This window comes from Exiguobacterium alkaliphilum 12/1, assembly GCF_000714435.1.
In the GTDB taxonomy this organism is placed as follows: domain Bacteria; phylum Bacillota; class Bacilli; order Exiguobacteriales; family Exiguobacteriaceae; genus Exiguobacterium; species Exiguobacterium alkaliphilum.
On the sequence record NZ_JJMW01000058.1, the window covers coordinates 45,379 to 58,434 of the forward strand.

Consider the following 13,056-nt stretch of genomic DNA (forward strand, 5'->3'; position numbering starts at 1 on the left):
CTGTATCAGTCATTTCTGTTTGACTGTTCTATTCGTATAATGATTGATTTCAAGCGATTTATGACGAAACGGGCAGAATAGTTTATTTTAAAAAAGGTCCTGTGTATAATTGAAATCGCATAAAGATAACAGTCGGTCACAAAAACGTGACACTTACTTCAAAAAAAGGGGTTCATTCGTTATGAAACTATTTGATACGTTGAAACAAAAAGTCAGCCCAATCCGTCCTACAATCGTCTTGCCAGAAGGTGTCGACGAGCGTGTGCTCGGCGCCGCGGTCCGTTTGAAGAACGACGGCATGGTCGAACCGATTGTCATCGGACCAAAAGCTGAACTAGAAGCGGTCGCGACGAAGCACGGCTTTGACATTTCGCAGTTGACGCAATACGATCCGGCAACGTATGAAGACATCGAGACGCTCGTCGAAGCGTTCGTCGCGCGTCGTAAAGGCAAAGCGACACCAGAACAGGCTCGCGAATTGTTGACGTCTGACGTGAACTACTTCGGGACGATGCTCGTCCACACAGGCAAGGCAGAAGGTCTCGTCTCGGGTGCGATGCACGCGACAGCGGACACGGTCCGTCCGGCCCTTCAAATCATCAAGATGCAAGAAGGTATTAAGAAGACGTCTGGCGTATTCATTATGGTACGCGACAACGAGCAGTATGTCTTCTCAGACTGTGCGATCAACATCGCCCCGGACGCGGCCGACCTCGCGGAGAATGCGTACTTGTCAGCTTTGACGGCGAAGACGTTCGGCATCGAGCCACAAGTCGCGCTCCTCAGCTTCTCGACGAAAGGTTCAGCGAAGTCGCCTGAAACCGAGAAAGTCATCGAAGCGACACGTCTCGCGAAAGAGAAGGCTCCTAACCTTCCAATCGACGGTGAGCTTCAGTTTGATGCCGCGTTCGTCCCGAGCGTCGCAGCGAAGAAGGCACCGGGCTCTGACGTGGCCGGTAACGCCAACGTCTTCGTCTTCCCGAGCCTTGAAGCCGGGAACATCGGCTACAAGATGGTTCAACGTTTCGGCGGGTTCGAAGCGATCGGACCAATCCTTCAAGGACTCAACAAGCCGGTCAACGACTTGTCGCGCGGCTGTAACGAAGAAGATGTCTATAAATTGACGCTCATCACAGCAGCACAAGCCATCGACGAACGCAACGAAGCGTAAGTCAAAAAGCATCCTTCCTGAGCGGAGGATGCTTTTTTCAGGAGCAAGAAGCGTTTGTATGAAGAAAGTCTGAGGTAAACTAGTAGAGGATAACATTGAAAAGGGGGAACCAATATGCAACATATCCATGCAACCGAATTACGTGAGAAGCTCGAGAACGGCGAATCGCTCCACATCATCGACGTACGCGAACAAGACGAGTATGACGCAGGTCACATCCCGCACGTCCCGCTCTATCCGCTGTCCGAGTTCCCGGAAGTGACGGAGAAGCTCGCCAAGGACAACGTCTATCACATCATCTGTCGTTCGGGCGGCCGCAGCGTGACAGCAGGCGACTATTTGGAGTCTCAAGGTTATAAGGTCGTCAACGTCGAGGGCGGTATGCTCGCCTGGGACGGTGACATCGAAGCGTGATGCTTGAGAATCCATGGGTCGTCATTCCACTCCTTATCGCGCTGTATTTGACCGTGTACGCGTTCGTCAAACGGCTCGATTGGGCCAAATGGCGTCTCGTCTGGGCGGTATGGGTCATCTTGATTGTGATTTTGTTGACGATTCGGCTCATCCGGAGCCTATGAAAAACGAGTGAAGCCGATGGGGCTTCACTCGTTTTTTTTAGTTCTCGCGCTTATCGAACGTGATCGAGGCGATCGCGTCGTGTTGGTGAATCGATTCTTCGTTCCGGCACTCGACGAAGAAGTTGACGACTTGTTTCATCTCATACAAATCGGCTGCGATCAAACGGACCATGTCTTCGACGAAGCGTGGGTTCTCGTAAGCGATCTCTGTCGCGCGCTTCTCGTCTGGACGTTTGAGGACAGGGTGAAGCGGTGCTGAGGCGTTTGACTCGGCTGCATCGAGCAACGCGACGCGCCAGTCGAAACCGTCGAGCGATGTCTCGTCGAGGCCGGCCTCGATCGTGATGTAGCCGCGTTGGTTGTGGGCACTGTATTCACTGATTTCTTTTGAGCATGGGCAGAGCGTTGTCACGTTGATGACGAGCCCGACCGTGACGCTCGCTGTGCCGGTTTCGAGGTTATACGACACGCGGTGCATGACGTCGGCGTTCATAAGCCCGCTGAGACCGGTCGCCGGTGCTTTTCGGCTGAAGAACCACGGGTAGCGGATTGTGAGCTGACCTTCCGTTTGTTCCATCCGCTCGGCAAGTTCTTGCGCGAACTCGATGAGCGACGCGTTCGATACGGTCCAACCTTGGTTATGGTATGCGTCGAGTTGCTCGGTGAGACGCGACATGTTGATGCCTTTCCGGTCTTGGACGAGTGACGTCGTCAATTCAAACGTCGCGACCGTCGCTTGAATCCCGTCCGGCGTCTCGATGTTGACCGGGTGCTTTACGTTTGAGATGCCGACGCTGTCGAGCGCGAACAAGAAGTTTTTTGGTGTGTTTTGTAGATCGACCATTTTATCTTTTTCTGTCGGTTTCGTTCCTTTGATCGGTGGGACCGAACCGAATAATTTATGTCGTTCTGCTTTAGTAGGTAAAGCGACATGGCTTGTAGACATAATCGGATTCTCCTTTTTGAGAGGGTGGGGACCACCACTCGTTCTTGTTAGGATTTTATCACGAAACGTACGTGAACCGGGTATCAATTTGCTCTAGGAACATGCTTTGAACCTGTTTTTAGTGAGAAACTTCATAGTGTGAAAAAATAACGATTGCTTTTAAAAAGAAATCGGAATAGAATGTTCTCGTGAACTTAAAAAAAACAGTCACTATTAAATATGAAGGAACACAACAAAAAGGAGATGGATTTACATGGATTGGCAGTTAATTCTGCAGTATGCTTGGATTGTCGTCGTCCTCATCGGTCTTGAAGGGCTATTATCTGCAGACAATGCGCTCGTCTTGGCTGTCATGGTCAAACATTTGCCGCGCACGGAACAAAAGAAAGCATTGTTCTACGGCTTGCTTGGAGCGTTCGTATTCCGCTTCCTCGCACTGTTCCTTATCTCATTCTTAATCAACGTCTGGCAAGTGCAGGCGCTCGGGGCCCTCTATTTGATTGGGATGAGTGCGAGACATCTGTATATGACGTACAAGGCGCGCCACATGGCGCCGCATCAAGACCTGGCGGCAGAGGCGAAAGCCGAGACGGCCGTCACCGAGAAACCGGTCTCGCGCAAAGAGTTTTGGTGGACGGTCGCGAAAGTCGAGTTCGCGGACATCGCCTTTGCGGTCGACTCGATTTTGGCGGCGGTCGCGCTCGCGGTCAGTCTTCCGGCGCTCGGTCTCGGTGAAATTGGTGGCATCGACTCCGGTCAGTTCTTCGTCGTCTTGCTCGGTGGTCTCATCGGTGTCGTCTTAATGCGTTTCGCCGCACGAATCTTCGTGAAACTGTTGCACCAGCGTCCGACGCTCGAGACAGCAGCCTTCATCATCGTCGGTTGGGTCGGGGTGAAGCTGACGGTTCTCGTCTTGGAGCACGAAGGCTTCAAACGGTTAATCGAAGGAACACCGATCGAATTCATCGGACTCCCGCACGGGTTCGTCCACTCGACCGGTTGGACGCTCTTCTTCTGGTCGGTCATGGTCGCCATTGCCCTTTGGGGTTGGTTCTCTTCGAAACCGTCGGCGGTCAAGCATTGAGTCAACATGTGTCTCTTCGGAGGCACATGTTTTTTGTTTGATCGTTTCATGACCGGGTATGTATCAAATAGATAGTATCTTTTTGATATAGGAGATGACGCATGCCACGCGAAAACTCGACACGATATGCCCTGTTAGGATTATTGACGACATCTTGCCGGACCGGTTATGAGATGAAGCAGATGATTGATCACAGCTTAAACCACTTTTGGAAAATTAGCTTCGGGCAAGTTTATCCGACGTTAAAAGCGTTAGAACAAGACGGGCTGATTGTACTGTCAAATGAAGAAGACGATCGAAAAGCGTATGAACTGACCGAGTCAGGCGAGACAGAGTTACGTCGTTGGCTCGAGGAGAAGCCGGAAGAACTACCGGTTCAACGAAATGAACTGTTGCTTAAACTGTTCTTTGCGAGACACGAACCTTTAGAAGAAACGATTGAAAAGATTACCCATCATGAAGCGTTATTACGTGGACGATTGGAGACGTATGAAGCGATTGAGACGATGATTCGCTCGAGCGAAACACAGTCACCGGACGCGATGTATTGGCTGATGACGCTTGACTATGGAAAGACTCAGACCCGTGCCCTCATCGAATGGTGTGAACGGACAGTGCGGATGATTGAAGGGGGAACAGACGATGAAACGGAAAATGGCCGTACCGAATGAAGACGTCGTCGTATTTGTCATCGGAATCCGAGTGAACCGGTTGCGCTCGATTCGAAAGTGGTGGCCCACGTTTAACGCTATGCCAGCCATGTTGAAAGAGCTGTATGCCCATTCGGATTTAGGGTTCCTGTCACATGAGACGAGCATCGGATGGCGTTCGATTACACTCATTCAATATTGGCGCTCGAGCGAACAGTTACTTCAATACGCTCACAACAATCAGCATATGAAAGCATGGAAAGCGTTCAATCAAAAAGCACGGTCAAGTGAAGTCGTCGGAATTTTTCACGAGACATACGAAGTGAAAAACTACGAATCGATGTACGTGAATCTTCCGACACGTGGATTAGGAAAAGCAATTGGTGAAATCGATGTCTCGAAGATGCGCGAGTCGGCAAGGGAGCGATTGGCTGAGCGTGAAGCCAAATAAAGAAGCGGACGAATCACTCGTCCGCTTCTTTATTATGCGTTTACGTTTTCTTTCTCGTAAATCGGCACCCAGCCTTCCGTCGTCACGAAGATTCGGACGGCGACGACTTTGCGGTCGTCTTGGAGGGTGAAGTAGTGTCGTGTGTTCACCGGAACCGAGATGAGATCGCCCGGGTTCAGTTCGATGTTGAAGTAGCCACGCTCGGCGTCATCGATTGCGAAGATACCGTGGCCGCTGACGATGAAGCGAACTTCGTCGTCCGTGTGGTGGTGTTCTTTTTGGAAGTTGACGAGTAATTCGTCCAAGTTCGGCGTCGCATCCGAAAGCGAGATGACGTCGGCCGTCTCATAGCCACGGCGTTCCGATACATCTTTAATCTCGTCACGGAACGTCGCGAGAATCGCCTGTTTGTCCTCGTCCGTCAACTGGTAGTTCTCTTGCAGGTTTACTGGGAGCTTGTTGATGTCCCACTGTTCATATAGAATGCCGCGTGACTCTAAAAAGGCGCTCACTTCAGTTTGGTCGACGTGACGTTCTTCGGTTTGTTGGAAATAGATTGTAGCCATGGATGGTTCCTCCTTATGAATGGACGCCTAAGGCGCGTAGTTTTAACGTGTAGCTGAATAAAAACTCATATGCTTCTAAATAGCGTTTCGTCGCCGCCGGTGTCTCGCCCCAGACGGTGATGCCGTGGTTGCGGATGAGGACGGCACCGGCGCTTGAACGGACATGAGGGGCGAACGCCGCGGCAAGCGTCGGGATGTCGGCATGGTTGTCGATGATCGGGACACGGACGATAGCATCTTCTTCCCAATAATCGAGCGCCTTGATGATCTCTTGACCGGTGAAGACGACCTCGCCTCGAGCGGCATAAAGCTCGGAGATGACGTTGTTGTCAATCGTATGGACATGGAGCGAGCACGTTGCTTCGGTCCGGTTGAACACCTCCACGTGGAGCAACGTCTCGGCGGACGGTTTTCCTGTCTGTTCGCCGATCAAGCGTCCGAAAGCATCGACGAGGACGAAGTCGTCCGGTGTTCGTTTTCGCTTGTCACGTCCGCTCGCAGTGACTAAAAAGGTGAGCGGGTCATCTTCGACGCGAATCGCCAAATTCCCACTCGTTCCGGGGAACCAGTCGCGGGCGGCGAGCTCATCTTTAATGTCGGCTAGTTCGAGCCAACGGGCGGTCACACTCATACGGTCACCTCCTGCAGATGATGGGTGATGTCATGGAACGTCTCGAACGGGGCGAATGGGATGCCTTCCGCCTCGCAGAGCGTGATGAGTTGTCCACGGGCATAGACGAAGTCCGCCCGTTTCGCAATCTCGAAATCGGTCACCGAATCCCCGATGACGATCAACCGGTCATTGGAATCGACGATGCGGCGGGCGATCGTCGGTTTACAGCAACCGCAATCGTTCGTGCACTGATCGTCACACGCGTGTGGCCACGCGACGGTCACGGTCTCACCCGAGAAGTCGGCGACGTTACAGAAAATATGTTCGGAACCGACGAGGCCGTCTAAAATTGGTTGAACGAAGAAGTCCATCCCGCCGCTGACGACGTCAAAGTGCCATTCGTTTTGACGCACGTCGGCCAAAAAGGCAGTAAACCCAGGGCGTAACGCGATACGTTCCACCAAATAGTCTCGATATGCGGTACGTTCGCTACTTGGCAACAAGTCGAACAGTTGGCCGACGCCGGAGCGAATCGAGATGTCTTGGGCGAGGATCGCGTCTTTCAGCTCGACCCATTCGGGAGGAGCGAACGCCTTCATCAAGGCGATGATGTTGTCCTCGGCCGTGATGGTCCCGTCGAAATCGCAGAGGATATGGACCGTCATCGCGTCGTCCACGCTTTCAATGCCGTCTCGAGCTCGGTCGTCTGGCCGTCTCGTTGCCCGAGGACGTGCGCGATGGCCTGTTTGAACGCCCGGGCCCCGGCTGCGGCGCCGTCTGGGTGTCCGTGGATGCCACCACCGGCATTGATGACGACATCGGTTCCGAAATCACGGATGATGTCGGGAACGAGCCCTGGATGAATCCCGGCTGACGGGACCGGGAGAATCGCTTTTCTTTCGCTCGGTTCCGCGCTTACATCGCGGATGAGGAGCGCCTCGTCACGCGGCGTCGCGAGCGATCCATACGGCGATGGAAAGAGCGTCAAGTCGGCACCGGCGAGTCGAGGAAGCTTCCCGAGTAGGAGTGCATGGCTGATTGAACCGGTCAAGGCGCCGGCGAACGCCGGGTGCGCTAAAATCGGCACGTTCACGTCCGGGTCTTTCGCCAGCTCACGCAAGGTATCGAGCCCGTATGTATAGACGTTGAAGAGGAGGGCCGTTGCCCCAGCGTCAATCAACCGTAGCGCTTGGTCACGTAACGTGAACACCGGTCCGCTTAGCGTGACGGCGTACAGGGCACGTTTTCCGGTCGCCTCGTAATGCTCGTCTAAGACGGTGCGGCCGATCTGCGCCCGCTCAAGTGAAGGGGTGAGCGGATTGTCATATAAAATCTCGTCGTCTTTGACGATATCGATGCCCCCGTCGAGCTGGTCACGGAGCTGTGCTTCTAAAAAGGTCAAGTCTCGGCCGATGACCCCTTTGAAGATGCTCATGACGAGTGGCCGGTCGTAGACGCCGAGTAGCTGACGGACGCCTTCTGTCCCGAACTTGGCGCCGGGAAACGTGTCGCGCAACGCTTCAGGTAAATCGAGGTCGACGAGCCGAACCGAGTCGTCGAGTGATAGCTTTCCGAACGTCGTCGTCAAGATGGATGAGAAGTCCGCACTGACGTTATGGAGCGGGTAGCGGATTTTGAAGCGGCTCGTCGTTTCCGTATGTGACGTCGAGACGACTTCGGCGCGATACGCTTGTAACTGTGCTTGTTCTAGGTGTGGTAAGTCCGTCCACGTGCCGACGGTCAACTCGAGCGCGATTTTCGCGGCGAGGTCGGCCACGCGGTCCGTACGGTTAATTTCATAAGTGGCGATGATGCCCATGTTCGTTCCTCCTTCCGGTCAAACAAAAAATGACCCCATGCCGAGGCAAGAGGTCATCATAAAAAATGAACTCTTATCTCTCAGCGTCTGCTGCAAGAATTAGCACCGTGCCCAATCGGGTCGGTTGCTGCGACATCATCGGGCTTGTCCCTCCGTCTGCTCTTGATAAGAATATGATTTGAAGTTGTGAAATTTAATTGAATTTTTGCACAGAATCGTCACAGCGTCAATTCCTTTTTTTGAAAATTTTTTATTTTAGAAATTTGTTTCCATATATGCAAACAAAAAGTGACTCGATGCTCAAAAAAACAGCGTTGACAACCAGGGCGTCGACTCCGTAATATTCAGCTCATAGTCACACAAATCGAATAACACACTCTTATCGCGAGTTGGCAGAGGGAATTGGCCCGATGACGCCGCAGCAACCGACCAGTACGGCACGGTGCTACATCCACCAGACGAATGTCTGAAAGATGAGAGGAACAACCAATCTGGCTGTGCCTCTTTCTCGCGGAGAAAGGGGCTTTTTTTGTGGAAATCATCGAAAGGGGAAATAGACATGGCATATCAACCATTTACCGAACAGACGGTCGTCGACCACGTCCGGGCACTCGGACTGATTGAAGAAGGAGGGATCGCCCAATGCGAAGAGATTGGGGACGGAAACTTGAACCTCGTCTTCCGCATCCGTCAAGGCGAACAGCGTCTTATCGTCAAACAAGCGCTCCCGTATGCGAAAGTCGTCGGGGAAAGTTGGCCGCTCACGCTTGAACGGGCCTGGATCGAGCAGCTCGCGTTGCGTCAGTTCGCAGAAGTCGTGCCACGTTTCGTGCCGAACGTGCTCGGGAGCGACCGGACGCTCGCGTACACGATTTTAGAGGACTTGTCCGATTATGAAATCGTCCGCACCGGTTACCTCGAAGGGAAGACGTATCCTGAACTGGCCCGTCACGTCGGTGAATTTTTAGGCGAGACGTTGTTCGCCACGTCCGACTACGCGGCCGGTCCAATCGAGAAGAAGCGGAAGGAACGGGAGTATTACAACCCGGAGCTGTGCGACATCACGGAAAAGCTCATTTTCACCGATCCGTATAAAGACGCCGAGTCGAACAATATCGAGGCGGCGCTGCGTCCTGACGTCGAACGCCTCTGGCATGACAAGGCGCTCAAAGTCGAGGTGGCGAAACTGAAAGTCGGATTTGTCACGAAACATGACGCCTTGCTTCATGGCGACTTACATACAGGAAGCATCTTTGCGACGACGCAGGAGACGAAAATCATCGATCCGGAGTTCGCATTCTACGGACCGTTCGGCTTCGACGTCGGACAGATTATCGCGCATTTGACGCTCGCCACGTTCCACGATCCGCTCAAGCGATTCGAACGGTTCACGGACGTCCTCACGGTGTGGGAGACGTTTGAGAAGACGTTCCGCCACAACTTCACGAACGCCGTCGAGCCGTTCGACACGGAAGGATATGTCGACGACTTGTTACAAACGATTTTCGCCGACACGGTCGGCTATGCCGGGTGCGAACTCATCCGCCGCGCCATCGGCCTCGCCGGCGTCGCAGACCTTGAGACGTTACCCGAAACGACACGTCTCGAGCGGAAACGCGATGCGCTCGCGCTCGGTACGGCGCTCATTAAAGAACGTCACGAAGTTGACTCGATTGACGACCTCGTCACCTTGTTATCGGGGGTACGCGTATGACGGTGCAAAACATTCGCTTTGACGTCTCGACCAATGAGTTGATTCTCTTAGACCAGACGCTCCTTCCGCATGAGGCACGTTACGTGACGATCGAGACGCTTGAAGAAGCGGAGCACGCGATTGAGACGCTCCAAGTCCGAGGCGCACCGGCGATTGCGTATTTCGGGGCGTTCGTCCTGGCGAAAGAGGCAGAGCGTCTCGTCGACGACCCAGATTTCACGCGTCGTCTCGAGATTGTCGGACGCCGTTTGATCGCGACACGGCCGACGGCGGTCAATTTACAAAATGTGATCGAGTCGCTTCTCGAATTGAACAGCGGGGACGATTTCGAACAGATTGCCGGGGAAATAAAACGGCGCGCGGTCGCCCTCTATGAACGTGACGTCGACACGTATCGATCCATCGGAGAGCACGCACTGACCGTGTTGCCTTCAGGCGGGAACGTCTTGACGATCTGTAACGCCGGCGCCATCGCGACGTCGCGTTACGGGACGGCACTCGCACCGTTTTATGTTGGGAAAGAGCGCGGTGTCACGTTCAACGTCTTCGCCTGTGAGACCCGTCCACTTCTGCAAGGGGCACGCCTCACCGTCTGGGAACTCGACCAAGCGGACATCGACGTCACGCTCATCACCGATAATATGGCCGCGTGGACGATTCAAGCGAAAGGCGTCGACGCGATCATCGTCGGAGCCGACCGCATCACGCGGACGGGACACGTCGCCAACAAGATTGGGACGCTTCAACTCGCCGTGCTCGCCAACCATTACGGCATCCCGTTCTATGTCGCAGCACCGCATTCGACGTTCGATTTGATGGCGGACGATGCGATTGAGATTGAGGAGCGGGACGCGAAAGAAGTGACACACATCGGTGGCCAGCCGACGGCACCTGTCGGCATCACGGTCTTCAATCCGGCGTTCGACGTCACACCACCCGAGCTCATCACGGGGCTCATCACCGAGGCGGGCGTGTTCGAGGCGAACGAGACGGCTATCACACATCATGTAGGGGGAACGATTCATGTCTAAAAAACTATTGATTTTACTATTCACGTTCGTTTTGGCGCTCGTCGGTTGCACGAACGAACAAGCAGCCACGCCGAAACCGACCGAGAAGACACCGGAAACGAAACCGGTGTCGGCCTCGAACGGGACATTGCCGAAAGACATCGACGTCGCCCTGATCATGCAAATGTCGATTGGGACGTTCTCGTCGCAGTACATAAACGGTGTGACCGAACAAGTCGAATCGTTCGGCGGCAACGTGAAAGTGTATAACGCCGACAATGATTTGTCGAAGATGGCGAGTTATGTCGACACGGCGACGACGCAAGGTGTCGATGTCATCTTGATTGATCACGGGCGCGCCGATGCGTTGAAAGAACCCGTCCAACGCGCGCTCGACAAAGGCATCAAAGTCGTGGCGTTCGACAACGATTTGACGAACGAAGGCGTCACGGTCATCGACCAAGACGACTATTCGCTCGCGTGGCGTTCGCTCAAGGCGCTCGCGGAGGATTTGGACGGGGAAGGAAAGATTGTCACGATTTGGGTCGGCGGTTTCACGCCGATGGAACGTCGCCATACGATTTACGATGCGTTCTTGAAGCGTTATCCAGGGATCGAGGAAGTGGCCAAGTTCGGTTCGGCGACGAACAACACCGCGCTCGACACACAGAGCCAGATGGAAGCGATCTTGAAGAAGTACCCGGAAGGCGAGATTGACGCCGTGTTCGCGATGTGGGACGAATTCGCCAAAGGTGCGAGCCGTGCCATCAAACAAGCCGGGCGCGATGAGATTGCCGTCTACGGCATCGATTTGAGCGATGAGGACCTTCAGCTCATGCAAGAAGAGGGAAGCCCGTGGAAAGTGACGGCAGCGACCGACCCGGCCGAGATTGGTCGTGTCCAAGTCCGATATGCTTACCAAAAATTAGCTGGTGAAGAGACGCCGTCCATTCATTCGATTGACCCGTACTTAGTCGACCGTGACGTCTTACCGGACGAGAAAGTGACGATGGATGATCTCGGTCAATACGTACCGAATTGGGGCGCGTCGGACGCGGCTTGGTCGGACTGGATGAAATGATGATTCGGCTTGAACGCGTCACCAAACAATACGGGGACGTGACGGTGCTCGATGACGTCACGTTCGGGCTGCGTCGCGGCGAGATTCATGGCCTTCTCGGCTTGAATGGGGCCGGGAAGAGCACGTTAATCAAGCTATTGAACGGCACGACGGCACCGACGTCCGGGTCCATCTCGCTTGACGACGAGACCGTCGTGCTCACGCCGGCCGAAGCGATTCGACGTGGTGTCATCACCGTGTCGCAAGAAGTTGATGATGCGCTTTATCTCGACTTACCGGTCTATGAGAACGTCGTGCCGTGGCAGACGGTCGAACGGATTCAACCGCGTGAATTGAAGCGACGGGCGACGGCGTATTTGAAGCGTGTCGGTCTCGCGATCGATGTGACGAAACCGAGTGGGCATTATCCGCTCAGCGTCAAACAACGCATCTTAATCGCCCGGGCGCTTGCGAGCGAGGCGACGTACCTCTTGCTCGACGAACCGACGGCCGCTTTGTCGACGGACGATGCGGCGGCACTGCTTTCGCTACTGCAGACACTCGCCGAAGACGGCGTCGGCATCCTCCTCATCACACACCGCTCCGAAGAACTGACACGTGTCACGACGACGACGACGTTTCTCCGTGATGGGCGACTCGTCTATGAAGGCCCGTTCCAACCGTTGTCGACCGAAGACGTCCATACGCTATTGAGCGGGACGTCACTTGTAGATGAGTTGGAAAAAGCGACACCGACGAACGAGGTCCAACTGAAGGCGACGCTCACGTTACCCGCGTTTGGGACCGCGTTATCGCTCACCGCCTACAAAGGCGAGGTCGTCGGCATCGGCGGCGTGACGGGGAGCGGCAAGACGGAGCTCGTCGAGGCGTTGTTCGGTTTGTCAGACGCGACGCAACACATCGAGCTCAACGGGAACGTAGCGACGATCCAAACGCCGCGTCAAGCGGTTCAATCAGGATTCGCCTTCGTCCCGGAAGAACGGCGCAAGCAAGGACTCTTTCTCGACGACTCGATTGAACGAAACGCGTTAGTCGTGGAAGGCGAGACGAGCGTGTTACAACGCGTCTTGTCCTCGCTTCGTGTCAAATATGCCGATGTTCGACAGCCGGTGCGTGAGTTGAGCGGTGGCAATCAACAAAAAGTCGTCCTCAGCAAGTGGTTGTTTGAAGATCGGGACGTGTATTTACTCGACGAGCCGACGAAAGGCGTCGATGTGACGGCGAAACGGGACATTTATGAACTCGTGACCCGACTGGCCAAACAAGGCAAGACGGTCATCTTCACGTCGAGTGAAGCGCACGAACTCGAACTCGTCGCCAACCGGACGCTCTGGCTCGACCGCGGCCGTTGGCAACAGAAAGGAGGGGCATGA

15 protein-coding genes and 2 riboswitches are annotated in these 13,056 nt (G+C 54.3%); of the genes, 10 read left to right on the top strand and 5 right to left on the bottom strand.

The features are described from left to right. Positions 1-181 precede the first annotated feature (181 nt). The 3 genes from pta to RT52_RS16475 all read left to right on the top strand — a co-directional run bounded on the left by pta (position 182) and on the right by RT52_RS16475 (position 1,749). A complete protein-coding gene (pta, locus tag RT52_RS11680) occupies positions 182-1,171 on the top strand; it encodes a phosphate acetyltransferase (protein ID WP_034817556.1) in 990 nt (329 codons plus the stop codon). 114 nt (positions 1,172-1,285) lie between these two features. Continuing rightward, a complete protein-coding gene (locus tag RT52_RS11685) occupies positions 1,286-1,585 on the top strand; it encodes a rhodanese-like domain-containing protein (RefSeq protein ID WP_034806958.1) in 300 nt (99 codons plus the stop codon). After that, positions 1,585-1,749: a hypothetical protein gene (locus tag RT52_RS16475; protein WP_034817679.1), complete on the top strand. Its 165-nt coding sequence runs from the start codon at positions 1,585-1,587 to the stop codon at positions 1,747-1,749. Before RT52_RS11685 ends, RT52_RS16475 begins: the two co-directional genes overlap by 1 nt. Before the next feature lie 37 nt (positions 1,750-1,786). On the opposite strand, the gene folE2 is transcribed toward RT52_RS16475, so the two are convergent. Beyond that, a complete protein-coding gene (gene folE2, locus RT52_RS11695) occupies positions 1,787-2,695 on the bottom strand; it encodes a GTP cyclohydrolase FolE2 (protein WP_034817558.1) in 909 nt (302 codons plus the stop codon). 253 nt (positions 2,696-2,948) lie between these two features. Here folE2 and RT52_RS11700 point away from each other — a divergent pair, with 253 nt between their 5' ends. The 3 genes from RT52_RS11700 to RT52_RS11710 all read left to right on the top strand — a co-directional run bounded on the left by RT52_RS11700 (position 2,949) and on the right by RT52_RS11710 (position 4,880). Then, entirely contained in the window at positions 2,949-3,779 is an 831-nt protein-coding gene (locus RT52_RS11700) for a TerC family protein (RefSeq protein WP_034806965.1), read from the top strand. 101 nt (positions 3,780-3,880) lie between these two features. After that, positions 3,881-4,450, top strand: a complete 570-nt coding sequence (locus RT52_RS11705; protein ID WP_034817560.1) for a PadR family transcriptional regulator — start codon at positions 3,881-3,883, stop codon at positions 4,448-4,450. Continuing rightward, positions 4,422-4,880 (top strand): DUF4188 domain-containing protein, encoded by a 459-nt coding sequence (locus RT52_RS11710; protein WP_034817561.1) that lies wholly within the window; start codon positions 4,422-4,424, stop codon positions 4,878-4,880. Before RT52_RS11705 ends, RT52_RS11710 begins: the two co-directional genes overlap by 29 nt. A gap of 32 nt (positions 4,881-4,912) precedes the next feature. Here RT52_RS11710 and RT52_RS11715 read toward each other — a convergent pair whose 3' ends face one another. From RT52_RS11715 to RT52_RS11730, 4 genes are read right to left on the bottom strand one after another with little or no spacing between them, the layout of a single operon-like run. Then, positions 4,913-5,446, bottom strand: coding sequence for a 1,2-dihydroxy-3-keto-5-methylthiopentene dioxygenase (locus RT52_RS11715; protein WP_034806970.1), 534 nt, complete (start codon positions 5,444-5,446; stop codon positions 4,913-4,915). Between the two features lie 13 nt (positions 5,447-5,459). Further along, positions 5,460-6,077, bottom strand: coding sequence for a methylthioribulose 1-phosphate dehydratase (locus RT52_RS11720; protein WP_034817563.1), 618 nt, complete (start codon positions 6,075-6,077; stop codon positions 5,460-5,462). Then, positions 6,074-6,724, bottom strand: a complete 651-nt coding sequence (locus tag RT52_RS11725) for a 2-hydroxy-3-keto-5-methylthiopentenyl-1-phosphate phosphatase (RefSeq protein WP_034817682.1) — start codon at positions 6,722-6,724, stop codon at positions 6,074-6,076. The genes RT52_RS11720 and RT52_RS11725 overlap by 4 nt, the downstream gene beginning before the upstream one ends. Next, positions 6,721-7,878 carry a 2,3-diketo-5-methylthiopentyl-1-phosphate enolase gene (locus tag RT52_RS11730; RefSeq protein ID WP_034817565.1) on the bottom strand — a complete coding sequence of 386 codons (1,158 nt, stop codon included), beginning with the start codon at positions 7,876-7,878 and terminating at the stop codon, positions 6,721-6,723. The genes RT52_RS11725 and RT52_RS11730 overlap by 4 nt, the downstream gene beginning before the upstream one ends. Before the next feature lie 70 nt (positions 7,879-7,948). Continuing rightward, positions 7,949-8,050: riboswitch (SAM riboswitch) on the bottom strand. A gap of 204 nt (positions 8,051-8,254) precedes the next feature. Continuing rightward, a riboswitch (SAM riboswitch) is annotated at positions 8,255-8,358 on the top strand. A gap of 79 nt (positions 8,359-8,437) precedes the next feature. On the opposite strand from RT52_RS11730, the gene mtnK reads away from it, so the two are divergent. Genes mtnK through RT52_RS11750 form a run of 4 tightly spaced genes read left to right on the top strand, consistent with a single transcriptional unit; the run spans position 8,438 to position 13,056 of the window. After that, the gene (gene mtnK / locus RT52_RS11735) at positions 8,438-9,592 is read left to right on the top strand and encodes an S-methyl-5-thioribose kinase (RefSeq protein WP_034817567.1); all 1,155 of its coding nucleotides are present in this window, start codon (positions 8,438-8,440) and stop codon (positions 9,590-9,592) included. Continuing rightward, positions 9,589-10,623 carry an S-methyl-5-thioribose-1-phosphate isomerase gene (mtnA, locus tag RT52_RS11740; protein WP_034817568.1) on the top strand — a complete coding sequence of 345 codons (1,035 nt, stop codon included), beginning with the start codon at positions 9,589-9,591 and terminating at the stop codon, positions 10,621-10,623. The genes mtnK and mtnA overlap by 4 nt, the downstream gene beginning before the upstream one ends. Beyond that, complete coding sequence (locus RT52_RS11745; RefSeq protein ID WP_034806981.1) at positions 10,616-11,683, top strand: sugar ABC transporter substrate-binding protein; 1,068 nt, start codon at positions 10,616-10,618, stop codon at positions 11,681-11,683. Before mtnA ends, RT52_RS11745 begins: the two co-directional genes overlap by 8 nt. Continuing rightward, complete coding sequence (locus RT52_RS11750) at positions 11,683-13,056, top strand: sugar ABC transporter ATP-binding protein (protein WP_051690352.1); 1,374 nt, start codon at positions 11,683-11,685, stop codon at positions 13,054-13,056. The genes RT52_RS11745 and RT52_RS11750 overlap by 1 nt, the downstream gene beginning before the upstream one ends.